The sequence below is a fragment of the Maricurvus nonylphenolicus genome, assembly GCF_042854845.1.
Lineage (GTDB): Bacteria > Pseudomonadota > Gammaproteobacteria > Pseudomonadales > Cellvibrionaceae > Maricurvus > Maricurvus nonylphenolicus.
The window spans coordinates 3,788,298-3,812,507 of the sequence record NZ_AP031498.1; the positions used below are offsets into that span (position 1 = coordinate 3,788,298).

23 protein-coding genes are annotated in these 24,210 nt (G+C 48.1%); 12 read left to right on the forward strand and 11 right to left on the reverse strand.

Annotation, left to right across the window (positions count from 1 at the left end; all coding sequences use genetic code 11):
- Positions 1 to 17: 17 nt before the first annotated feature.
- From ACGHZ6_RS16395 to ACGHZ6_RS16410, 4 genes are read left to right on the forward strand one after another with little or no spacing between them, the layout of a single operon-like run.
- Positions 18 to 1,205 (forward strand): efflux RND transporter periplasmic adaptor subunit, encoded by a 1,188-nt coding sequence (locus tag ACGHZ6_RS16395; RefSeq protein ID WP_390615075.1) that lies wholly within the window; start codon positions 18 to 20, stop codon positions 1,203 to 1,205.
- A 14-nt stretch (positions 1,206 to 1,219) separates the two neighbouring features.
- The gene (locus ACGHZ6_RS16400) at positions 1,220 to 4,339 is read left to right on the forward strand and encodes an efflux RND transporter permease subunit (protein ID WP_390615076.1); all 3,120 of its coding nucleotides are present in this window, start codon (positions 1,220 to 1,222) and stop codon (positions 4,337 to 4,339) included.
- Positions 4,329 to 5,210 carry an ABC transporter six-transmembrane domain-containing protein gene (locus tag ACGHZ6_RS16405; protein WP_390615077.1) on the forward strand — a complete coding sequence of 294 codons (882 nt, stop codon included), beginning with the start codon at positions 4,329 to 4,331 and terminating at the stop codon, positions 5,208 to 5,210. Before ACGHZ6_RS16400 ends, ACGHZ6_RS16405 begins: the two co-directional genes overlap by 11 nt.
- A complete protein-coding gene (locus ACGHZ6_RS16410) occupies positions 5,167 to 6,111 on the forward strand; it encodes a helix-turn-helix domain-containing protein (RefSeq protein WP_390615078.1) in 945 nt (314 codons plus the stop codon). Before ACGHZ6_RS16405 ends, ACGHZ6_RS16410 begins: the two co-directional genes overlap by 44 nt.
- An 18-nt stretch (positions 6,112 to 6,129) precedes the next feature.
- On the opposite strand, the gene ACGHZ6_RS16415 is transcribed toward ACGHZ6_RS16410, so the two are convergent.
- Entirely contained in the window at positions 6,130 to 7,161 is a 1,032-nt protein-coding gene (locus tag ACGHZ6_RS16415; RefSeq protein ID WP_390615080.1) for an AraC family transcriptional regulator ligand-binding domain-containing protein, read from the reverse strand.
- A 160-nt stretch (positions 7,162 to 7,321) separates the two neighbouring features.
- Here ACGHZ6_RS16415 and ACGHZ6_RS16420 point away from each other — a divergent pair, with 160 nt between their 5' ends.
- Entirely contained in the window at positions 7,322 to 8,218 is an 897-nt protein-coding gene (locus tag ACGHZ6_RS16420) for an enoyl-CoA hydratase/isomerase family protein (RefSeq protein ID WP_390615081.1), read from the forward strand.
- A 67-nt stretch (positions 8,219 to 8,285) separates the two neighbouring features.
- Here the strand turns inward: ACGHZ6_RS16420 and ACGHZ6_RS16425 are convergent, their stop codons facing one another.
- Positions 8,286 to 9,446 carry a CaiB/BaiF CoA transferase family protein gene (locus tag ACGHZ6_RS16425; RefSeq protein ID WP_390615082.1) on the reverse strand — a complete coding sequence of 387 codons (1,161 nt, stop codon included), beginning with the start codon at positions 9,444 to 9,446 and terminating at the stop codon, positions 8,286 to 8,288.
- Between the two features lie 243 nt (positions 9,447 to 9,689).
- Here ACGHZ6_RS16425 and ACGHZ6_RS16430 point away from each other — a divergent pair, with 243 nt between their 5' ends.
- Positions 9,690 to 10,421, forward strand: a complete 732-nt coding sequence (locus tag ACGHZ6_RS16430; RefSeq protein WP_390615083.1) for a hypothetical protein — start codon at positions 9,690 to 9,692, stop codon at positions 10,419 to 10,421.
- Positions 10,422 to 10,437: 16 nt separating this feature from the next.
- Here the strand turns inward: ACGHZ6_RS16430 and ACGHZ6_RS16435 are convergent, their stop codons facing one another.
- The 8 genes from ACGHZ6_RS16435 to ACGHZ6_RS16470 form a co-directional block, all read right to left on the reverse strand.
- A complete protein-coding gene (locus ACGHZ6_RS16435; RefSeq protein WP_390615084.1) occupies positions 10,438 to 11,580 on the reverse strand; it encodes a low temperature requirement protein A in 1,143 nt (380 codons plus the stop codon).
- A 67-nt stretch (positions 11,581 to 11,647) separates the two neighbouring features.
- Entirely contained in the window at positions 11,648 to 12,205 is a 558-nt protein-coding gene (locus ACGHZ6_RS16440) for a carboxymuconolactone decarboxylase family protein (protein ID WP_390615085.1), read from the reverse strand.
- Positions 12,206 to 12,250: 45 nt separating this feature from the next.
- On the reverse strand, positions 12,251 to 12,634 hold the full coding sequence (locus ACGHZ6_RS16445) for a hypothetical protein (RefSeq protein WP_390615086.1): 384 nt from the start codon (positions 12,632 to 12,634) through the stop codon (positions 12,251 to 12,253).
- 85 nt (positions 12,635 to 12,719) lie between these two features.
- A complete protein-coding gene (locus ACGHZ6_RS16450) occupies positions 12,720 to 13,304 on the reverse strand; it encodes an NAD(P)H-dependent oxidoreductase (RefSeq protein WP_390615087.1) in 585 nt (194 codons plus the stop codon).
- A 303-nt stretch (positions 13,305 to 13,607) separates the two neighbouring features.
- Positions 13,608 to 14,291, reverse strand: a complete 684-nt coding sequence (locus ACGHZ6_RS16455) for a hypothetical protein (protein ID WP_390615088.1) — start codon at positions 14,289 to 14,291, stop codon at positions 13,608 to 13,610.
- Positions 14,292 to 14,364: 73 nt separating this feature from the next.
- Positions 14,365 to 16,659 (reverse strand): molybdopterin cofactor-binding domain-containing protein, encoded by a 2,295-nt coding sequence (locus ACGHZ6_RS16460; protein ID WP_390615089.1) that lies wholly within the window; start codon positions 16,657 to 16,659, stop codon positions 14,365 to 14,367.
- A gap of 2 nt (positions 16,660 to 16,661) precedes the next feature.
- Entirely contained in the window at positions 16,662 to 17,153 is a 492-nt protein-coding gene (locus ACGHZ6_RS16465; RefSeq protein ID WP_390615090.1) for a (2Fe-2S)-binding protein, read from the reverse strand.
- Positions 17,154 to 17,167: 14 nt separating this feature from the next.
- Positions 17,168 to 18,235: an XdhC family protein gene (locus tag ACGHZ6_RS16470; RefSeq protein ID WP_390615091.1), complete on the reverse strand. Its 1,068-nt coding sequence runs from the start codon at positions 18,233 to 18,235 to the stop codon at positions 17,168 to 17,170.
- 374 nt (positions 18,236 to 18,609) lie between these two features.
- On the opposite strand from ACGHZ6_RS16470, the gene ACGHZ6_RS16475 reads away from it, so the two are divergent.
- The 6 genes from ACGHZ6_RS16475 to ACGHZ6_RS16500 all read left to right on the forward strand — a co-directional run bounded on the left by ACGHZ6_RS16475 (position 18,610) and on the right by ACGHZ6_RS16500 (position 23,739).
- A complete protein-coding gene (locus ACGHZ6_RS16475) occupies positions 18,610 to 19,506 on the forward strand; it encodes a LysR family transcriptional regulator (RefSeq protein WP_390615092.1) in 897 nt (298 codons plus the stop codon).
- A 123-nt stretch (positions 19,507 to 19,629) separates the two neighbouring features.
- Complete coding sequence (locus ACGHZ6_RS16480) at positions 19,630 to 20,013, forward strand: winged helix-turn-helix transcriptional regulator (RefSeq protein ID WP_390615093.1); 384 nt, start codon at positions 19,630 to 19,632, stop codon at positions 20,011 to 20,013.
- 110 nt (positions 20,014 to 20,123) lie between these two features.
- Complete coding sequence (locus tag ACGHZ6_RS16485; RefSeq protein ID WP_390615094.1) at positions 20,124 to 20,528, forward strand: GFA family protein; 405 nt, start codon at positions 20,124 to 20,126, stop codon at positions 20,526 to 20,528.
- A 109-nt stretch (positions 20,529 to 20,637) separates the two neighbouring features.
- Positions 20,638 to 21,432, forward strand: coding sequence for a hypothetical protein (locus ACGHZ6_RS16490; RefSeq protein ID WP_390615095.1), 795 nt, complete (start codon positions 20,638 to 20,640; stop codon positions 21,430 to 21,432).
- Positions 21,433 to 21,518: 86 nt separating this feature from the next.
- Positions 21,519 to 22,664 carry an acyl-CoA dehydrogenase family protein gene (locus ACGHZ6_RS16495; protein WP_390615096.1) on the forward strand — a complete coding sequence of 382 codons (1,146 nt, stop codon included), beginning with the start codon at positions 21,519 to 21,521 and terminating at the stop codon, positions 22,662 to 22,664.
- A gap of 49 nt (positions 22,665 to 22,713) precedes the next feature.
- The gene (locus tag ACGHZ6_RS16500) at positions 22,714 to 23,739 is read left to right on the forward strand and encodes an AraC family transcriptional regulator ligand-binding domain-containing protein (protein WP_390615097.1); all 1,026 of its coding nucleotides are present in this window, start codon (positions 22,714 to 22,716) and stop codon (positions 23,737 to 23,739) included.
- On the opposite strand, the gene ACGHZ6_RS16505 is transcribed toward ACGHZ6_RS16500, so the two are convergent.
- Positions 23,716 to 24,126, reverse strand: a complete 411-nt coding sequence (locus tag ACGHZ6_RS16505) for a nuclear transport factor 2 family protein (protein ID WP_390615098.1) — start codon at positions 24,124 to 24,126, stop codon at positions 23,716 to 23,718. The genes ACGHZ6_RS16500 and ACGHZ6_RS16505 overlap by 24 nt on opposite strands.
- Between the last annotated feature and the right edge of the window lie 84 nt (positions 24,127 to 24,210).

Consider the following 24,210-nt stretch of genomic DNA (forward strand, 5'->3'; position numbering starts at 1 on the left):
CTGTCAATGAGAAGTGTATGACCGCATCGCAGCAGCCCGAACAATCGATGATCGCCCTGTCATCAAAACCCAATGACATGCCCTCACCACCCAGCCGCAAACAGCGCCTGCGGTGGCTGGCAGCCAGCGGTTTGTTACTGATCGGCCTATTTGTCTATCTGCTCAGTTATTGGCAATCTCCGCAAACGGTGGCAACTAAACCCGCAATTAGCCGTTTACCGGTGACCGTGGTCAGCGTCTCCCCCAGCATTCGCCCGCTATCGATTCAGGCCACCGGTATCACAGCCAGTCGCTGGCAGGTGGACATCACGGCAACTATCGATGGTCAGGTGGTTAATCTGCCTGAGGCGATTGATGTGGGCGCCAAAGTATCAGGCCAGAGTCTGTTGGCACAACTTAACCCGGTCAGTTACCAGGCCGAGGTTGCCCAGGCTGAAAGTCGGCTGGCTCAGGCACGTGTGCAGCTGGCAAGGATAAAACACGAACGCAGCGTATCGCTCAAACTCAGTAACGGCCAGCTAAAAACACCATTTGCCCGTTATGAAATCCAACTGGCCGCTGCCGAGGCGGATGTAAAAGCCGCCGAGACTAGCCTTTCTTTGGCTGAACAACGCCTGGCTGATACCCGTATCGAAGCCCCGTTTGATGCGGTAATACTGCAAAACCATTTAGCCCCCGGCCAATGGGTCAACAGCGGGCAAATACTGTTTCAAGTCGCGTCCAGTAACAGCCTGGATATCAGCGTGGCACTGTCAGATAGCCAGTGGCAGTTAATCACCGAGTTAGCCGAAGGTTGGCAAGCAGAGATTACCAGTCATAGCGGGCAAACATGGCCCGCCACGGTTCGCTACTTTAGCCCCTCTCGGGATCGGGATACTCGCCAACGCCGTATGGTGCTCAGTGTCGAGGCGCCCTTCGATCGACCACAACCACTACTACCGGACCAGCAAGTGGAAGTGGTCTTTACCGGTATGCCTACCCGTGGCTTTTCCACAGTTCCTGCGTCGGCACTTACCCGTGATCAAACCCTCTGGCTTGTGGATACCGATGATCGTCTGGCACGGGAAAGCGTTGAATTTATTACGCAGGAAAAAGATTCAGCCCTGGTGCGTTTTGCTTCCCCCTCTGAAACACCTCGACGCATTGTGCGCTATCCACTGCGCTCCATGCTGGAAGGTCAAACCGTCAGCGTTCAATCGGAATAAGGGAAACAGATACGATGAAGTTCCTTACCCGCTGGTTTATTGATAACCCTGTGGCCACCAACCTGCTAATGGTCATGATCCTGGCCGCAGGCTTACTATCTTTTACCCATATCCGGGTGGAAAGTTTTCCACAGATGCCCGCCAATCAATTGGTTATCTCTGTTGCCTATCCCGGCGGCACAGCTCAACAGGTTGATGAAACCATTACTCAACGTATTGAGGATTCCATCAGCAGTATTCCCGGTATTTTACGCATTAACAGTGTCTCTTATCCCGGCTTGGCTAACGTCAGAGTACGCAAGCGTTCCGGTACAGAACTTGACCGGCTGATCGAAGATGTGCGGACTAATGTCAACAGTATTGTCGGTTTTCCCGAACAGGCAGAACGACCGCAAATTTATCGCGATGAATTTACCAACCTGGCAGCCTTCGTACAGGTTTTTGGTGATACCAGTGACAAGGTTCTTCAAGCACTGGCAACACGACTGGAAACCCAACTCAAACGCCATCCGGATATTTCTCAGGTCACCAATTTAGGCAAGCGCCGTCCTGAGTTGGTGATTGAACCCTACCCAGAAGCTTTGCGTCGCTATCAATTAAATCTGGAAACCCTCGCCGATCGTATTCAGTCATGGTCGCTGACTTATCGCAGCGGCAACCTAAAAAGTGACAGCGGTCGTCTTACCCTGAAAGCCGATGGTTACGCCGACAATCTCAACAGTTTACGTAATCTACCTATTATCAATAGCGCTGATGGCTGGGTACGCCTGGAGCAACTGGCCAATGTGCACAGGAATTTTGAAGAGGACGACAGCCTGGTTCGCTATCAGGGCCAACCGGCCGTAGCCCTAATGGTATCCACCAGTAGTCGCGATCATTTATTAAAAGTCAGTGAGGCCATCCAGCAAGTCATTGTGGATATGCGTCCATCACTACCTCACGGGGTAGAGTTAGATGTGATGGCTGATATGAGCCCCTATATTAAAGAACAATTGGGGTTACTCAGTACCAGTGCCTGGCAAGGTCTACTGATTATTCTGGTATTGCTGGGTTTGTTTCTGAATGTGCGCTTAGCCTTCTGGGTTGCTCTGGGTATTCCCGTATCCATTGCCGGTGCACTGTGGCTAATGGGGCTGCAGAAACTCGATTACAGCCTTAACGATATCACCCTGTTTGGCATGATTCTGGTTCTGGGCATTTTAGTGGATGATGCAGTCGTTGTTGGTGAAAGTATCCACAGCAGTCGCCAACGTATTGGCAATGCAAAGGATGCCGCCTTCGATGGTGTTGAACGGGTGGCAGTACCAACTGTCTTTGGTGTGCTCACCACCATTGCCGCCTTTTCACCCATGCTGTGGATCGATAACGAATTGGCCAAACTGTTAGCTGGTTTTTCAGCGGTGGTTATTTTTGCGTTAATCTTTTCGCTTATTGAAAGTAAATTTATTCTACCCTGCCACCTCGCAAGCTCGTCATCGAAACCCCTTGCTGGATTTTTAGAAAATATCCAGAAGCGTTGCAATCACGGGTTAGATGCTTTCGCTCAGGGAATCTATCTCCCCCTATTGCGAAAAGCTCTCTGGCACCGCTATAGCGCGCTGACATTATTTATCTGTGCCATGGTTTTGGCCTATGGCCTGGTAAGCACAGGTCAAATTCGCAGTGCATTTTTTCCCGAAATCCCGGGTCGATACCTCACCGCAAAAGTGACCATGCAACAAGACGCCCCTTTAGCACTGACCGTACGAAATGCTGATTTGTTGGAGACTGCAGTAAGCGAAGTAAATCTATCCCTGCAGCAGGAATATCAACTTGCCAATGTCCCAATTCAAAAACTGATCACCTCGGTAGATGGTCCCCAAGCTTTGGAATCCACCGCCGAATTGTCCGCTGAAGCCCTGGCACGTATTCCAGGCAATCGCATTATTGAACACTGGCAGAAGCTGGCCGGCGATCTGGAAGGCGCCTACGCCAGCCAATTTAGCGCAGCCGATAATATTGCCGGAGCAGTCGGTATCAGCATCAGCCATCCGGAAAGGCATCTCTCTAAAACCATTGCGGAAGAACTCAAACAAGCCCTGAAAAACCTGTCGAATCAAGGCTACGGCATTAATGATATTCGCGATGACGCCCAGGGGGGGCAACGCCAACTGACGATCAGTGTAACGCCCCGTGGTCGACAATTAGGGATTACCCAACGACAACTGGCGCTTATTGTTGGTGGTGGTTTTGGTGGGCTTGAATTACATCGCCTGCTCGATCACGGCGAGGAAACCCGCGTGATGATTCGCTTTGGTCAAGAGCAACGACAGTCTCGCGAAGCGCTGCTCAATATCCCGATACACCTTAATAATGGTCGCACAATCCCCTTACGGGAAGTGGCAGAACTGAAACCAAGCTGGGAAGCTGAAGCCCTATACCGCCGTAACCGCGATATTGTAGTCAGTGTGTTTTGGCGTCAAGACCGGGATATCGCTTCACCGGAATATGTGTTGTCGGTACTTAAACAACAGGTGATAGCTGATTTACAGGCGCGCTACCCTCTGGCTCAAATTTCACCCATTGGTGAATTCCAGGAAATCAGTGAAGTGCAAACCGGGTTTAAAAAAGCCTTACTACTTACCCTGTTACTGATTTTTGCCCTGCTAGCCATCCCATTAAAATCGTATTTTCAGCCTTTGGTGATTATGTCGGTTATACCCTTCGGCTTCGCCGGAGCCATTTTTGGTCACGGTTTAATGGATTTACCGGTGAGCGTCTTGTCATTGTTTGGCATGATGGCCATGACGGGTGTGGTGGTGAATGACTCCCTGGTATTGCTGTCCCGCTACAATCAGCTTCGCGAGGAAGGGCTGGAACTTGATCAGGCCCTGCTACAGGCAGGTCGCGATCGCTTGCGCGCTATTTTTCTCACCACGGTTACGACCGTATGCGGTTTATTACCGTTATTACTGGAGACCTCTGAACAGGCACAGTACCTAAAACCCGCAGCCGTCTCATTGGTCTTCGGTGAACTCTTTGCCACGCCTATTACCCTCATCCTGATTCCTTTATTAATACATATTGGCGCCGACGTAAAAGCACGCTTTACGCCTCGACCAGATATCAAACAGGAGGTTGTCAGTGCTAAGTAATTCAACATTAAGCGTGATGGATATACTGCGCAAGTTTCCAAGCAAGGTCATGTTTACCTGGTTTTTGGTATTACTGGAAAACCTGTTAATGGCGCTGATTCCGTTACTGATAGGTTATAGCATCGACGGCTTACTCGCAGGCGATTACCGGCCTCTGCTGCTTTCTGCCGCAGTGTTAAGTGGCCTTACCCTGCTCGCCGCCGGCAGACGTTTTTATGATACCCGCGCTTACGGCTATATCCGTGTTCATCTCGGTCAGGAAATTACCAAACGGAAACGTGACCTGCCCGTCTCCCAGTTAAATGCCCGCTTAACCATGGGCAGAGAACTGGTGGACTTTCTGGAAGAACACCTGCCAGAGCTGTTAACGGCCGTGGTCCAGCTTGTGGTATCCATCGCGATTCTATTCAGCTTTGACCTTCGCTTGGGTACCACGGCCGCCGTCGCCCTTATCGCTATGGGACTGATATATACACTGTTCCATCAACGCTTTTTTCACGGCAATCAGTGTTTAAATGAACAAATGGAACAGCAGGTTTCGGTACTGGAAACCCGTCGGCCATTATTGATTCTTAAACATTTAAGAGCCCTCAATCACTGGGAGATTCGTTTGTCAGATAGTGAGGCCATACTCTATGGCTTGATTTTCCTGGGTATGACCGCATTTATACTGGGTAACCTGGTTATTTGTGCCGATATTCCCGATATCAGTGCCGGTAAGATTTTTACAATCGTCAGCTACTCCTGGGAGTTTGTTCAGTCCGCGTTTATGCTACCGTTAACCCTGCAACAGTGGACGCGCTTACACGAGATAACGGAGCGACTTAATGGCCGAGCACCTGAAGTTTCACACGATGCACTCAACAGCTAGCACCGAAGCGTTTAGCCTGGTGCCGGAAGAGTTCTTGCTGGAGAAAGTTTCCCCCATCTGGCAACAACGCTTTGAGCGAGCGCTGGAGATAATCTTCCAGCATATTGAGCAACCCATCTCCTGGAACCAAATAGCGTGCGAAGCGGCAATCTCGCCACACCACTTTCACCGTATGTTCCTGGCAGTGTTCAGCGAAACTCCCGGACAATATACTCGCCGTCTGCGCATTGGCCTTGCGTTTGAAAAACTGCTGGAAGACGAAAACCAAAGCATCACCGATATCGCACTGTCCAGTGGTTTCTCCTCATCTCAGGCCTTAGCCAAGGCCATGAAGCGGGATATTGGTTATTCGCCGTCACAGGTTCGTGCCCTGGTCACTGAAGATCAGGATGAACTGGAGCGCTTGATATACCTGTTAAGTTATCCACAAAAAGCCATTCCTGAGAATATGGAAGATCAGCTGGCTGCGGCCATTCCCTTCGAGGTGATAGGTTTCGACACGCGCTACTTTAAAATGGAAATCAAGACCAATGCCAGTGAAAAGCAGTTAAAGAATAGTTGGGAGAAACTGAAGCAATATCCGCAACAGGATCTGGCCATTATCACCGCCAACAGTGAGCTGGAAAGGCCCATCTATAAAATCACCTCTAGCATTGGCGTTGAATGCGATAAGGATCAGGCCAACACCATACTCCCGGCAGCAGATTTTCTCTGCTGCAGAGTCCGTATATCCACTGAAGGGGGTTATCTTGCTGCCTGGGATGCACTCTATAAATATTTACTGAGCCAGGGTTTGGAACCCAATGATCAAGGCGTAACACTGGATGTTATCCACAACCCGGCACAACTGGGCGATGAAATTTGTGAAATGACACTGGCCCTAGAACTCAGTAAACACTAGAAGCTCAGTAAGCACGAGCTACCCCAGTAGCGCTCTATATTGCACGGGCTGCAAACCCGTCCACTTCTTAAACGCTTTGCGAAACGCACTGACATCGGAATAACGTAGCTGATCAGCGACCATCTCGACAGTATTGGCAGGATCTTCCAGCAACACCAAGGCCCAATCGCGTTTGATATCATCACGGATATCCAGAAAACTGTTGCCTTCTTTTTTAAGCTTACGCCACAACAGGTTAGGCGTAATGCCCAACTGTTCAGCCACCTCATCACCGCCCAGCCATTCTTCATATTTATTGGCGAGTAATAAGCGACGTACCTGTTGAGAAACCGGATGCCGGTTATGGGTCACTAAAAACAGCCGACGAGAATTGTGTAGAACCGGCTCGATCTGATCTCGGGTACAAGATAACCGGGCCTTACCAAAGCGGCTATTGATGCGAATCAGGTTTTCATCACAGTCGTAATTAATATGATCGCCTAACAAATAGGTCAGGTTTTCATCGGTGGCATTTTTACTAAAGGTAAAATCCACGGAGTTAAGCTCGACCGTTTCTCCCAAGATCCAGGCAAATAAGCGAATGCACATTAACTGCAAGCTGTGAACGATAAAGCGATAATCAACATCCAATACCGGTGTGATATGCACCTGAATAATTATTTCTGATTTTTCCTGCCTATACTGCCAATAAAACTCATCGGTAAATAAGGCATAAAAATCATTGGCTTGTTGTATGAGTTCCTCGAGCGTACGGCAGCCAACCAAGCTGTAACAGAACACGTTATAGGCCTTCAGTGGTACCGGTTTGGAAAAGAAACCTAAAAAAGCATCTTGGGTTTGATTACCCAGCTGACGTAACACCTCGGCGTATTTATCAACGGAAACACGTAACCCCGGCTCCTTTAGCACCGCTAGCGATAGACCATTAGCGGCCAATATTGCCTCAACATCCAGATCTCGGGCATAGGCGGCCTGAAACACATCGTCCAGGAATCCCACCGGAATGGTGGGATACAGCAGTTTATCCCGCAGCGTATCTACTTCAGCCATATATCGATCTGCACCTTTACCCTATTCCTTAGACCCTGAGGCAATCTAAGTACCCCCCTGTTGCCAGCTCGTAACCTTATATGAAGGCCCGGTGTTTTATATCGTAGCCCTACTGTCTTTACGAACACAACTTACACACGACAAACCAGGAGTACTTATCATGCAATATCAGCATATCAAATACGACCAGGAAGGGCCGGTCACCATTATTACCTTTAATCGCCCAGAGGTAAAAAACTGCATTGGTACCCGTACCCACCGTGAACTGGTGGATGCCTTTGACCGCTTCCGCTCTGATGATGAGGCTAAGGTAGCCGTGATTACCGGCGCCGGTGATTCCGCCTTTTGTGCCGGTGGCGATCTAAAAAGTAACTTCGAGGCTACAGAACCCACCAGCCACCCAGATCCTGAAGTGGCCACTCTGTGCCCAGTGGAAGAAGCCGATGTAGCCCGTCACAATCGCGGTGAAGCCCCAGGCATCCTCGGCCCCTCTCGCTGGACCGATATCTACAAACCGATTATTGCCGCCGTTAACGGCGTTGCCTATGCCGGTGGTTTTGAGTGGGCCTGTTTTGCCGATATGCGGATTGTTGAAGAGCACGCATCTTTCGGTATCACCTGTCGCCGCTGGAATATTGGCCTGGCCGATGGAGGCTCTCAGCGTTTACCGCGTATTGTGGGTATGGGCCGCGCTCTGGAATTGATTATCACCGGCAAGGTTATCGACGCCGATGAAGCCTATCGTATCGGCCTGGCCAACGAAGTAGTACCAAAAGGCCAATCATTGGAGCGCGCGGTAGAAATGGCGCAATTTATTGCCACCCTGCCACAACCGGCGATTCATGCCGATAAAGAAGCGGCTATCCGTGGTTTTGGCCAGGATCTGCGTGAAGGTTTACGTATTGAGGCCGAGTGCTTTAACCGCCTCTTAACCAATTCTGATTCCAGCGGTCAGTTAAAGGAAGGCTTGCGCCGCTTTAATGAACGTGACCATCCCGACCGTATTAAAGGCGCGGCTAAAACGCCGGGTATTGTGCGTAACGAAATGGAGTCTTAACAGGGTTGATACCATGATGGTAATGTCCGCGCTTTTACCATCATGGTCTTTTTCAAGGCTTAGGAAATTAAACAGCGCCTTTGGCTTTGAGATCGGCAATGGTTGCCTCATCCAAACCGGCAGCCCGTAACAGGTCATCGGTATTTGCGCCCACTGCGGGGGGAACGCCGACAGAAGTTTCACTCACACTAAACTTCGGCGCTGGCGCCGGTTGCAGTACACCATTAATATCCAGGTAGGTACCACGAGCGACATTATGTGGATGTTTGGCAGCCTCGGTGAAATTCAGTACGGGCCCAAAGCAAACGTCTGTACCCTCTAACATCTCACACCATTCATCGCGGGTTTTACTGCGAAACAGCTCCGCCAACTCGGATTTCCCCTGCGGCCAGTTGGGGATATCCCATTGATTGGTAAAGGTGGGGTTATCGGTTAATCCCAAACGCTCCAGCAACTCCTGGTAGAACTGCGGTTCCAAAGCACAAATATTGACGAAACCACCATCGGCGCATTCATAGGTTTCATTCCAGGGGGCTCCGCCGTCGGCCCAACCAGTACCAAATTCATCGGCGATCAAGCCGGTGTTTTTCATCATCATTAACAGGCTGGATATATAGGCCGAACCATCGGTAATGGCAGCATCGACCACTTGTCCTTCACCGGTATTGTTAGCATGAGTCAGAGCACACATCACACCCCACACCAGGATCATGGTACCGCCACCTAAATCACCTACAGCGGTTAAGGGAGCTGTCGGTACCTGGCCTTTACGACCGCCATACCAGAAAGCACCTGATACACCGATATAATTGGAGTCATGGCCCGCTGCGTGAGATAAAGGGCCGGTTTGCCCCCAACCGGTCATACGACCGTAAACCAGTTTGGGGTTACGTTGATGACAGACTTCAGGGCCCAAACCCAGGCGCTCCATTACACCGGGACGAAAACCTTCCAGCAAAATATCCGCATCATCAATGAGTTTTAAAACTGTCTCAACGCCCTCTTCGGATTTCATATTCACCGCAATAGATTTTTTGCCGCGGTTCATAAACATATGCTTGGCCGCTTCAGCACCAGCCGCCAAATCAGGAGCGTTGCAGTTGGCGGTTTTACGATCCACCACAATCACCTCAGCTCCCATATCGGCAAACATCATGCCTGCACACGGAGCTGGGCCAATACCCGCAATTTCGACAACTTTAATACCTGCGAGGGGACCTGTGCTCATATCATTACCTATTTGTTATACAGAAAACCTGCTTTAATTCTAGAGAACAAGGGATACTACTGCCCATGACCTAAAAGCACAGCTGTAATTGATATAAAGTGACAATTTAACGAGACACAGGAGACGAAGCTGAAGACTTTTAACGCCCTTATACATATCAGAAATATCATCATCTGTTGCTTATCCCTGATAACTATTTCCGCCCCAGCTCAGGCAGAGGAAGTCAGCTTGGGCTATTTCACCATGGGACCACATATTGTCTACAACACTAAAACCCATCAAGCCGAAGGCCCACTGGTTGAATTCCTGTCACAGCATATTGCACCGGCGATGAATACCGAAATGAACTTCGTCTTTATTGAGATGCCCCTGGTCAGGGTGCTAACAGAGATGAAAAAAGGCACGGTAGCCGGAGCGGCCATGTTTGGTTATACCGAAGCCAGGGCCCATAACCACCTTTACCCCAGAAACAACTTCGCCCAGATGCAAGCGGTTATTGCGGTTAGAAAGGATCACCCTTTAGAGCAGATTGAAACAATAGAGGATTTATACCCCTTAAAAATCACCTATGTACAAGCCGCTATTTTGACCCCATTCGTTAAGGACCAAAATCTTAATTGGGAATGGACATCGGGCAATAATGTTTGGCGCAGGAATCTCCAGAAACTGGCTGCTGGCAGAGCTGAGGCAGTGTATTCACCACAGGTAGCCAATATCATCTATGGCGCAATAGATTCCGGCGTGGAGAAAAAGATCCGCATACTGCTCCTGCCTGAACCGCCACAAAAACTCTATACCCTCTTCTCCAAACACCCGAAACATAAAGGCTTGCTGGAGCGTTACGACAAGGCCATGGATAAGATAAACGGCAGGTTAATCTATAAGGAAATAATGAACCGCCACCTGAATAGTCAGCTGCACAGTACCTCTCAACAACCTGCCCAGGCACTAGAGCCACCACAAACACAGCAGTGACTCTAGATATCCTTACTTAGGCATGATGAGCATCCAGATAGTTATCCACACCGACACTTAACACCCGCAAGTGAGTTAATGCCACATAGACAATCATACCTGCTGTCATACCAACCAAAGAATATTCAATGGTAGGCAAAAAGCTACTGGCCACAGTGATAGCCACACAGACCAGGGTATTGCCAACAATAGCCGAGCGCCATGGCGGGAACGCATAAAAATAGGGTATCTGTTTGCCTAAATAGAAGAACACCAGACCGACTACCGACAACATGCCAAATGTGGGCCTGTCGAGATCCCCCAGAATGGAATGGCGAATCAGGTTAGCCAGGATCAACAATCCCATACACAGGAACAGGTGGCTGAAAATCAACACATTAGGGTTATCGAGTTTTTTACCCCGCTCCAGGGTTTCGAAGCTGTCAAAGTAAACCCACCATACGCAGCCAATTAATGCAAAGCCAGCGACAGCGCCAAGAATAGAGTTAAACTGCCACTCAACATCACTTAATGCCGCGACCATGGCAATGACCGATTCACCGAGAATAATAATCGCCAGCAGGCCAATACGTTCAACCAAATGGCGGCGGTCAACGGGTCGACTCATGGCCTTTTTCTGCAAAGCTATCTGCAACAGCATATCCAGCATGATGCCGCCGTAAAATAGCGCCATCTTCATTGGGCCGTTAAAGGCAATGGCAGAGACACTGATAACGGCACCCAGGCCAATCGACAGCCCCATACCCTTGGCAAAATCCACTTCTTCTTTATGCTTACCGTGCACATAGAGATATTGCACTGCCAGAACCAGACGAATTAAGCCATAGAGAACCACAAAGGGAGCAAAGCCTGACCCTGAGCTTTCCTCAGCAAAGGTAGAGAAAACCACCAGCAAGGCCATCAGCGTTAATGACAATAAACGCTCATTGCGGCTATCGCTGTCAAAGCGGTTGGCAAACAGTGTATGTGTAATCCAAATCCACCAAACCGGGATAAACACCAAGGGGAAGCGCAATAACTGTTCACTGCCGATATGGCCGTCATGCGTGTGGGCGAGATCATGGGTAACCACGCCAATAACGGCCACAAATACCAGGTCAAAAAACAGCTCTAACCAGGTTGCATGACGCGATTTGTCTTTATACAGATCAGAAATCATTTTAACTACCTTTCTTTCTACCTTTGCTTCTACTTCTTCTAACCTTACAGGCCTTCACGCCTGGCGATTATCGCTCGGACGGACGGGTCCAATCGTAAGGCTGCATCGCCGCATCCACTTCGGTGTGAGCCAATGCATTGGTAAAATTGGAAATCAGTTTCGACGCCAACCCGGTCAATACTTCCAATGCCTGACGCTTGGTAAAACCAGCACTTAAGAAAACATCTAGTTTGTCATCACCAATATGCCCACGCTGATCTAACAATACCTTGGTAAAGTCATGTAGCGCCTGTAATTTGGTATCAGGAATAGCTGTACCTTCACGTAAGGCTTCAATAACCGCATCCGGCATTTTGGCAGACTTCATCATCCAGGTATGGCCAGGCACACAATAGTGACAATTGTTCTCAAAGTTAGCCGTCATAAATACCACCTGCTGCTCAATAGGCGACAAGGTAGTTTTATGCATAAATGTCGAGAAAGCCGCATTGTAGGTCTCGTAGGTCGCCGGGGCTTCAGCCAGGATCTTATGCAGATTGGGAATCATGCCAAAAGACTTCTGCGACTGTTCCATAATGGATTTGGATTCTTCTGGTGCGGTATCAGGTTCGTAATAAGTAAACATTATTTTCTTCTCCGTTTTAATATGACGTAAAACAACTCTCGGTGATTACTTCGCCAGTTTAGATTCGACAATAATCGCCTTTACTACGGTCTCACCGATATTGGTTACCTGATGGGTCCAGGCTTCATGCCACATTACATGGCCATCGGGTACAGTGACTTCAACCGCTTCACCGGTAGCCAGCGTAATACGCAAGGTACCGCCCTTTTCAAAATAGACAGTCTCATTGCGATGGGAGTGCTTAATATCGGCTTGGCCTGGTTGCAATAACATTTCCAGCACCAGCACTTCTTCATTTTCAGTCAGTAACGTGTATTGATCAGGAGAAGCTTGATGTGCATATACAGGTGCGCCAGCCCATGCATGTAATCCGCAGAACAACAACGCAATGCCCAGCACGGCTTTTAAAGAAAGATTTGTAAATGACATAGAATTCACCATAACCCTATTTCAGGATATAGAAGCACCCAACAGGTGCTCCTACAATAAGCCTTTTGACAGATGCTTTTGCCAATTAGAAGATTTTTTCGATGTGATCGGCAAAGCGTTTGAAGTCACCCTCTGCATCAGCGTTTTTCATCACATCGTAACAAACGAAGGTTTCCAGAGGCTCCATACCAAAGAAGCGGAAATTCATATGCATAGGGAAGAACAGATCATCAACACCTTTGCCCTGGAACAGGTATTCATCTTTATCGTTGAAGGCTTCTTCAGGCGCATTAAATGTCAGAGACAACAGGTACTTCTTGCCCGTTAAGGTACCGCCAGCACCGTAGTTCTTTTTCGGCTCTGCTTCGCTACGACCATCACCCACACACAGATCACCACCCATACCCGCGGTGTAAACTTCATCCATATACTTTTTAAAGGTCCATGGCACACCCATCCAATTTACCGGCGATTGCAGCAGAACAATATCGGCCCACTTGTGGTTTTCCAGTTCCTGCTCAACATTCCACTCGTCATCGATTTTTACAGTACGAACCTCATGACCTTTAGCTGTGATCAGCTCTTCAGACATCTGAACCAAAGCACCATTCAGCTTGCCTTCAGAGAATGGATAGTGATGGTGGGCGTTAATAATTAATACATTGCTCATAGCGGTTACCTTTTGGTGATTTAATAATGATTGAAGGTTAATTATCTTCTGCAGGTATACTATGGTAACCTCGAGACAGGATTCAATTAGTCACTTTTTTGTTACCACCCTAAATGCAGTAATAAATCTAAGAGAAAGATTATTTATAAGATTTGAGTAACTATATTCTTGACAAGAAATCGAAAACATCTCTGATTGAATCTCATTCCTGCCTGATTCTCTTTCATGAAGAATGAAAAAATCCCGGTATAACAAAGCGCTATACCGGGCTCCAAATACAGAAGGACGAGGAGTTAAGAAAAATTACAGGTCATCAGGACAATTCGCGCCTTTATCGATCCACAGCTGCATGGCTTTTACAAAGTCAGCGTGTTTACCCGGCGCCGGGGTTCGCCCTTTGCCTGGCTGCCAGGCCCAGCGAATCAGAGGATCATCCCTGACATGATGGACAAATTCTTTTTCAAAGGTTTTCAAATCATCTTTGCCACCACGGTGAACCAAAAAGCTGTTCTTGGCAGGGTCCAGCCAACTGTCACAAAGCTCCTGCGGTGTCATGCCAGCTTTAATCACCATAGTTTGCGGAGGCATATGCCAAACAAAACCCGGCATTAACTCATTAGCAGCCCCTGGTGGCATACCTGGGCTGACGCCGTTGCTGTTTTGATGGCAGCTGCGGCAGTTTACCGGTTGCGATGAATTTGGTACTTGCACAAATTTATGATCAGCCACCATTAAACGTAAATTATTGGCGCTGGTAATATTCATTGGATGTGGACGGGCATTGTCACCCACCGTAGGCCTGTGTTTGCCATTTGCAATCTTTCCGTGGCAGTTAGCACAGCGCGGGTGGGTTGCTACCTGATGCAGGTAAGCGAATGCCGTTGTCTGTGTGGCTGATTGTTTATAATCCTGATATGCATCCGCTATTGCGGTTTGCTGTATCGCTATACCTGCCAGTATTAGAAATATTATACCTAACTGCTTCATGGTAACTCCACTGATTGTAGTACTTACGTGATTCATGGATTCCCGCTTTCGCGGGAATGGCGGGTAGTTTCTCTTATGATTTTTTAGACAAAGCCTCGAGTAGATGCTCAGGTTTCATCGGTAGATCACGCAGGCGAACACCGACAGCTTGATAGATCGCATTACCAATGGCTGGTGCGATACCGATAACGCCCTGCTCACCCACGCCCACCGGGAATTCGTTACTCTCAACAAATTCAATGTCCAACTCAGGAACATCGTTCATTCTGAGCGGCAGATAGCTGTGCAGGTTAACGTCACGCACCTGACCTTTTTCGATTTCGGTGAACTCCTTTAACGCCAGGCTCATGCCCCACAAGGCACCGCCTTCAAGCTGCGCCAAAGCACCATCGGGATGAACAATAATGCCCGCATCAACCACCATGGTGATTTTTTTCACCTGAATATTGCCACTGTTGCGATCAACCTTGACGTGCACAGCGGTTGAAATCCAGGCTGGCATAGTACGTTCCTGACCGGTCGTCACTGCAATACCAATGGCTTCATCGGCAGGCAACTTGGCACCGTAGTTGATGCGCTTTTTCAGGCGCTCCAAGGTATTTTTCGCACGGTTTGCACCACCGACACTTTCCGGAGCTTTACCCGCCTGTTTGCCCTTGCCATCCAGCATGGATAAACGGAAATCCAGAGGATCGATATCTGCCTTATGGGCAATCTCATCAATAAATGACTCAAGCCCCCAGACAATCCAGCCCTGACCTACAGAGCGCAGCCACCCCGGCAGGAATGTTTTTTGCGCAACACTATTGTTGATGGCCCGCGCCCGGTGATTGGGCATGGAATACCAATGGTCTGCACCACTGGCAGAGAAAGGATCGATCTTGCCTTTTTTATCCACGCTTTCAGGCATAAAACCCGGTGCCATATCTTTCGATGGCCAACCCGCTGAGAACGCATGTTCCAAACCACTAAACTTGCCATCGCTATCCAGGCTGGCCTGTAAGCGGGAAACCGACGCCGAACGTACCTGATCAAAACGGGAATCATCCGCACGGGTAAAAATTAATTTAACCGGCTTGCCAATTTGTTTAGCCGTTAATGCCGCTGGTACCAAATAATCTCCCCAGAGCCGACGACCGAAACCGCCACCCAGGTAGTACTGATGCATAATGATTTTATCTTGCTCAACTTCCAAGGCCTGAGCCAGGGTCGGCATGGTCAAAGACTGCCACTGGTTACCACCATGGATATGCCACATGCCGTTTTGATAATGGGCGGTAGCGTTCAGAGGCTCTAAGGCAAAGTGCAGAGCCGTATTGGTGCGATAGACCCCTTCCACTTGGCCCTTGGCAGCGTTTCTGGCTTGATCCACATTGCCGTCATCAACAAACAGATAACCCTCGTTGCTATCGTGAACCTGACGTTCACCTTCTTTGAGAATATCCTGTTCAGAAATTTTGGCCGTAGGGCCAGCTTGATAGTTAACCTTGATCACATCCACCGCTTTTATCGCGGTGGGATAATCCTTGGCAAGTACAGATACCCATCCCTGCAAGGTATTACTGGGGTCCTTAAGGATTTCATAGCCCAAATAACCAGCCAGTTTTTTGGCCTGGCTATCGTCAACACTCAATACCCGACTACCGTAGCGCGTTGGCGGAACAACAGGACGGGCGTAAACCATGCCCTCGATTTCGACATCAATACCGTACTTGGCAGAACCATTGGTTTTTGGCGGAATATCCAGGGCCTTGAAATCACCGCCAATCAGTTTACGTTGTTTACTGCTTTTTAACGGTAATTTACCCAGCTCATCTTCACTGAAAGTGCGGTTAAATTCTCCCTGCTTTACTACCTCTGCAAAACTCAACTTGCCTTTAGGAGTGATAACAAAACCATTTTCGGTATCACAGTCAGAGGGCGAGACTCCTTTGAGTTTAGCGGCGGCTTCAATCAGAGAAATACGCCCAGCTGCACCGGCTTGTGAAAGCGGCTTGTAGGAGGTAAAAATCGACCAGGAACCACCAGTAACCATAAAGCCCCATTTGGGATCAGTATCCACATGGGTAATTTTTACCTGCTGCCAGTCAGCACCCAGCTCATCGGCGACAATGCGAGCCAGAGCACTGCCGACATGCTGCCCCATTTCTGCTTTGGCCACATTGACAAGCACTTCACCGTCGGCAGTTATTTCAAACCAAATCGTTGGTGAGAATACTTTATTTTGCAGGGAGTCTTTAGCCGATACCGAAGAGGCCATCACACCGGGCGCGAACGCCATGACTAACGATGTGCTGACAGACCCCACCAGAAACTTACGGCGGGACAGGTTCATGGACTTATTTTTTTGTTGTTTTATCGATTTCATGATTATGCCCCCAGTTGACTGTCAGCTGCTGGATCAAAATACCCCACGCCGCTATCCGTTGCCGCGCGTTTAACCGCTTTATGAATCCGCTTGTAAGCCATGCAGCGACACAGGTTAGCACTCATATGATTAACAATATCCTCATCCGATGGGTTGGGGTTATGTTCTAGCAAAGTTGCCGCCTGCATAATCTGCCCAGACTGGCAGTAACCACACTGGGGCACCTGCTCTTCAACCCAGGCCTTCTGCATGGGGTGCTGGTTGTTCAAGCCTTCAATGGTCGTCACCTTGGTATTCTTAGCCAGGCTCACAGGGTAGGAACAGGAGCGAATGGCATTGCCATCAATATGTACGGTACAAGCACCACACATGGCGATACCGCAACCAAACTTGGTGCCGGTTAAATTAAATTCATCCCGAATCACCCACAGTAAAGGGGTGTCATCAGCTACATTGGTGCTAACTTTTTCACCATTAAGATAAAACTCGATCATTCTGAACTCCTGATCTAACTAACCTTTTGAAGGGGCTTATGTTGAAGGGATTGGTTTTGTTGTGATTGCATCTGTAGCGGTAAGGACAAACTTAAGGATTGTGCACTTCGCCCTGATAACACCGCTTGACACTCGGCAAGGATTGACAGGGCTATGGTTTCTGGCAGATCACCGCCAAGATCCAAACCTGCAGGGCCTGCGAGACACTGAAAAGATGACAAGTCACTAAGCCCGGCTTTTTCCAGCACTTCCAGGCGCCTGTGGTTGGGGCCGAGCAATGCAAAATACTTAACACTGGAAGTAGCTAATGCATTAACGGCTTTAACATCCAGCGAGATACTATGGCTCATCACTACCGCAGCATCGATGGGATGAGCGTCGAGATGTTCAACCAGCTGCTCTATAGGCCCACGAATTAAATAGTGTGCCAATTCAAAAAACTCTCGCCTGGCGTTGGCAGGACGTGGATCCCAAATGCTCACCTGCCAACCAATCTCAGCGGCCAAGCGCGCTAAGGGTCTGGCATCAACACCGCCACCGGCAATCAAAAGATGGGGAACGGGTTTTGTTTGTATGGCTAAATACTCTCTGCCCGCTTGCTCAGATACAACGGCCAACGCCTGATGAGGCGTAGATGTAAATTCAAAATAATTGTGAGAAGCCTGTACTGCGCTGGTCAAATCAACGTGATAAGTTCCACTGTGTCCAGCCTGTAGCGATTGGCAGAGTTTATCCAGGTCCAGATAGCGATTTTCCCGGGTCACGGGCTGAAGCAGAATACGTACAACGCCGCCACAGCCAATCCCAAGCTGAAACGAAATATCGTCCTCATCATTGCCGTCATAGACCAAAATTGCGGACTCACCGGTTTGCATAACACGACGGGCATGGCGCTTAATGTCAGCCTCTAAACAACCGCCACTTAATAGGCCCAATTGATGTCCCATACCACTGAACATCATCATGGCACCCGCTTTACGGTAGCTGGAACCGACGGTGTCATAGACAGTGCCCAGCACCCACTCGGTTTGATCTTTAAGATCGAACCATTCCGACAGTACGTGAGATAGATGATTTGCCACGATGTACTCTACTCCGGGAGATAAACCAGATATCAACTTGACGATAAGCTCACTTCAACTCTCCCTTGCTGAGCTACAGTAGCGAGGAATAAAAGCGGAAATAAACCAGTCACCTTTTTGTAACCACAACACCAAACGCTATTGGCGGTTACAAAATTTAAAGAAATCAACCCGCTGAATTGCTAACTTAGCGAGTAACAACCGACTTACTGAATGACTGATCAAAGAATTGCATGCGTGCCAGCTCACCTATTCGGTTGGGGTAAGTAAGTTTCAAAGAATGGAAATCAGTGCTGACAACAGTTTCATAATGGGTGCGATTTTAGACACCACAAGATACAATTAAAAACAAGATATAGATGTAGGAGATACAAGTGAAACTTTTAAGCCGTATCGACATTCGCCAACTGCGTATACTCAGCAGCTTGCTACAGGAAAGGAATTTATCCAGGGTCGCAGATCAATTAGGTGTCACCCAACAAGCGGTCAGTGATCAGCTGAAGAAACTACGAGAAACATTGGACGATCGTCTATTTATCCGTACGAGTAACGGCGTAATTCCAACGCCCTATGCGGAATCCTTGCAACCTAAGGTTGAACATATTCTTGCGGCACTAGAGGATTTACTAACTCCGCAAACATTTGACCCGAGAACCGTCACCAGAACCCTCACCCTGTGCTCCACTGACCTGGAACAAATTGTCATCCTGCCCAAGCTATTGAAAATACTTCGCCGAGAAGCTCCTGGGGTCAGGTTGGCGGTTAAAAAGTTAGAACTGGATCAACTCTCTACATCCCTGCTGACCGGGGAAGTGGACTTGGTCATCAGCAACCCCGATTTTGCGCCTCCCAGTTATCCATCGCTCAGTTTATATCCTGAGCATTATGCCTGTGTTGCCTCTAAAGCCAACAAAACTGTGCGCAAGCAGATGACCGTAGAGCAGATTGCCCAGATTCCCCAAGTGGTTGTCTCACCTTCTCGCGGTGACTTTTCCGGCGCCGCCAATAGTTGGTTTGAGCAACAGGGGCATCCACGTAACGTAGTCCTGTCTGTACCAACCTTTTCTGCCGCTAAAGCCTGTATAGCTGAAAGCGATATTTGCGGTTTTATTCCAGCCAGGTTATTACCAGACGCACGCTTAAGAGTTATTGAATTAGACGCTGATGTGCCTGGATTTGAAGTGATTGCCGTTTGGCATAACCGTTCTTCTCAGGATCCTTTGCATCAGTGGTTACGGGAACAATTACTGGCCGTCGCAACGACACCTTGAGATATTCAAAGGATGATGATTACCCGTAAACTATTTGTAGTAAGTGTATTATGGTAACCTGACATAAATTTCGGAGGCTATACTTCTCATAGCCCCCCTCCTTCTGTAACCAGGAGACAACGAATGGATAGTGTTATAAAAACCGACGAGAAAGGCCGTAAAACCGTGTTAAACGCTTGTACCGAGCCCTGCTCAATTGAAAAAGGCATGCGTTTAATTGGCGGTAAATGGAAAGGCTCCATCCTCTGGCACTTAAAAGACGAACCGGTCCGTTTTAATGATTTAACCCGCATGCTGGGTGGTGCCAGTAAAAAAATGGTTGATCAACGTTTGAAAGAACTTGAAGCAGAAAATATGGTGTTGCGCAAAGTCATCAACGACCGCCCCATCGCTGTTACCTATGAGCTAACAGAATTTGGTCAGTCCGCTCTATGCATACTTGAGCGGCTGAAAGAATGGTCAGAAGAATACCATGTCGGAGACAGTGAAGAAGTCGCCACCGCCTAGTATCTGAGAGTAGAAAATAGAGGTTACCAAAAGTATACCAATTGAATTAATGCCACCAGCGAGAATAATGGTCTATATCTTTCAATAACCCTTATTGCTCAGGTGGTGCTATGTCCGATCAATACCATGTCGAATGTGACTGCGGTGCAGTCAACCTTACACTCTCCGGCGCTCCAAAGGTACGCGGATTTTGTCACTGTGAAGACTGCCGCGATCTTCTGAAGATTCCCTATCACTCGGTAACCGCTTGGGAAGCAGATCAGGTTTCTATTACCAAAGGTGAACCAGAAACTATTGCCTTTCAGCATCCCACCAAGCGTATGCAACGAATTTACTGCAAGCAATGCGGTGAAACCCTGTATAACACCAATGCCATGAACTGGAAGATTGTCTCCCAGCTTTTTATTCGCAAGAACTATGACGGCAAGCTACCGGAAGAACTGTCTTCGCAGATGCACTTTTTCTACGACCGTCGCATTGTCTCTATTGACGATGAATTACCTAAACGCCCTTAAGCGCCAATATTACCTATAGCAATTAACCCCTTACTCTTTATGCATCTTTCCACATAACGATATCGCTTGAACTATACTCAAGCGGTATCACCAATGTGGACGGATAAAGATGCGGGTTTGGCCAATAGTTCTGCTGCTTTGCAGTGTGCAAGCATATGCCACCGATAAGATTGTTTATTACAACAATCCCAATCGACTCGCGCCCTGGTCTATGCACGAGCCTCCCCAGCCGCCATACAATGGCATTATGTTACAGCTTTTCACTCAAGTAGCTGAGGCGAATAACATAAAACTCGAAGTTCTTACTATCCCCAGTAATCGCGCTATATCAACGTTTAAACGTGAAGATGATGTGCCCTGGGTAACCTGGGGCATAAAGGGATTGGTCAAGCTGCTTGGGGGAAGATTTGATTTCAGCTCCAATATGTCAATTGATATCGCCCCTTTCGATTGCCACTACATGATTCACAAAAACAGGCGGTGGGAAGACTTTGACAAAGACTTTTCGAATGCCAGAATTATTTTACCCAAACATATTCAAGATCAGGAGCTTCAATTAATTCTAGATGGAGGCTTTTCCCAGCGAGTATCTGCAGCCAATACCCTGGCTTTGTTTAAGCTTCTTATAAAAGGCCGTGGCGATATCGTCACAATGGGCCCGACAACTCTTAACTATGCGGCAAATAAGATGTCATTTGATTGTAGTGAAATCAAATACAAGCGCTGTAATATAGCCTCCCTAGACAATTTTGTCTTTATCTACAGCAATAATATCCCTCAAGCTACCATTGCCCGATTCAATGGCATGCTGGAATCCATGATTAACAATGGAGAGGTTGCCAAACTGATAGAACGAGTTGCACCGCCTCTTTGCATGAGATATGCCCCTGATATTGACAAATAGCCAAGCGAATCTCTGTTTTTGTCAATGTCTTCCTGATCTACCCAGATATACTCAAATTTTGCGTAAGACACTGGGTAGTAACCATCATGATACCAAGAACGATTTTTGAATCCGAACACGAGCTTTTCCGTGAATCCGTCCGCCGCTTCCTGGAAGCCGAAGTGGTGCCCTACCACGAGCAATGGGAAGAAGACGGTCAGGTAGACCGCGAGTTATGGCGCAAGGCTGGCGCTCAGGGTTTCCTCGCTCCTACCGTGCCAGAAGCCTTTGGCGGTGTTGGTGTTGACTATCGCTATAACGTGATTGTAAACGAAGAGGTTTCTCGTCTGGGACTCTCAGGCATTGGCTGGTCCCTGCACTCCGATATTTCTGTGCCCTACATCAACAACTACGGCTCAGATGCGATCAAAGACAAATTCCTGCCCGGTTGTGTGAGCGGTGATATTGTTTCCGCCATTGCCATGACCGAGCCAGGTACCGGTTCTGATCTGCAAAACATTAAAACCACGGCTGTACTGGATGGCGATGAGTACATCATCAACGGCTCAAAAACCTTTATCACCAATGGTCAACACGCCGATGTGGTGATTGTAGTGGCCAAAACCGATCCTGATGCCGGTGGCATGGGCGTGAGCCTGATTCTGGTAGAATCCGGTACACCGGGTTTTGAGAAAGGTCAAAACCTGAAAAAAGTCGGCATGAAAGCCCAGGATACCTCCGAGCTGTTCTTCACCGATGTACGTGTACCCAAGGGCAACTTGCTGGGCAAAGCCGGCGAAGGTTTTATCTACCTGATGCAAGAGCTGGCTCAGGAACGCTTGACCATTGGTACCATTGCGGTAGCCGCTTCAGAATCCATGCTAGAGCAAACCATCAACTATACGAAAGAGCGTAATGCCTTCAATCGTCCGGTTTCCGCGTTTCAGAATACCCAGTTCAAACTCGCAGAGCTCTCCACCCAGATTGCTGCGGCCAGAACCTTTGTTGACCGCTGTGTAGAATTGCACCTGAACAAACAGCTGAACGCTACCGGCGCCTCACAAGTCAAGCTACTAAGCTCTGAACTGCAGTGTAAAGTTGCCGACGAGTGCCTGCAGTTACACGGTGGTTATGGCTATATGTGGGAATACCCGATTGCCCGCGCCTTTGCCGATTCCCGTGTACAGCGCATTTATGGCGGCACCAGCGAAATTATGAAATTAATTATCGCCAGAGACCTGTTAGCCAACTAATATATAGCCTTAGTCGTCTATATATCAGGTACTCGTTCTAAGGCAAATAATGGTCTCGATTGATTCGTTGCATATCAATTCTGTTTTATCCTTCCTTGAAGGCTGTAAAAAACAGGGCATCAGCGCCGAGACCATTTTTCACGACATCGGCTTGGATCCTGCATTACTTAATCAAGCCGATGCCCGTGCGCCGGCAGAAAAAGCCGGCCAGCTTATTGAAGCTATTACCCGCGCGTTAAAAGATGAAACCCTGGGCTTTTTTCAGCGCCCCAGTCGCTTTGGTTCTATAGAGACCGCACTCTACGCCAGCATTCACAGCAAAACCCTGGGCGAAGCCTTTATGCGCTTTGGCCGCTTTTGGATGCTGATGCACGATGAGTGTCACTTCAATATCACTACCTCCGGTGAAGAAACCAAGCTCACGATCCAATTTAGCCGTCCGGAGATTTACCGCTATGTCAGCTTTAATGTCTGGATTGTGTTTTTCTTCACCCGCTGGAGCAGCTGGATAATCAATCAGCCGTTTATTGTTGATCGCCTGCATTTACCTTTTACCTACTGCCATGAAGCGGAAGACTTCCCCAATATGTTTCCCAGCCGGTTTTATTTCGATCAGCCGACACTGGAGATGATCTTTCACAGCCGTTACCTGGATACACATATCAAACAAACCGCCAAGGATGTACCGGACTTTTTGGCTATCGCCCCTAATCTGATGACCACCCACAGGGTCGATAACAGCCTGACCGGCCGCATTCGTCGCATGTTACAAAATGTGGATAATGTCGATGCGCTGCCATTAAAGGTCATCGCTGAATCGTTTGGAAGAACTCCGGAAACTATTCGCCGTAAGCTGAAAGACGAAGGCAGTTCTTATGCGGAAATCAAGGAAAGTGTGCGCCATGATATGGCGGTGTATCTGCTGCAAAAAACTGACACCCCTATTAATCAGATAGCGATCGATGTGGGGTTTTCAGATTCCAGCACGTTTAACCGGGCTTTCAAAAAATGGACAGGGTTAACACCTGGTGAATATAGACGTTCTATTACCTTACGAGGCTTTATTTCGAGCTAAAACATCTCGAATATAGTTATCCTCACACTTTATCAACTCTTTAAATCCCGAATTCATTTTGACAAATATATCGATACTAACGAACATACCATTTTCGTCTAGCGAGAAAACATCAATTCCTTGCACTAACTTCCCGTCAAGTGTTCCTTTAAACTCCAGTGCTACCTCGTCATCATGAATCCAACTACGCTGATAGTTGAAATCATCCATGATAGAACACAAAGCTTGAAGAATTAGTTTTGCGTAATCCTTTCCATGGAAAGGCTGTTCATGACGTGGAGAGATCAAAACAACATTTTCAGAAACAAGTTCAGTTAAAGGATCAAGATTTCCACTGTTTACACTTTCTTTTAGTGTACAGACAAATTTTTCAATATGAATATTCAATTTACACCCAAAAACCGGAAACTATGCAACTAAACTCTATATTGAAGCTATAAGTAAAATTACGCCCCTATATAATAGGGGCGC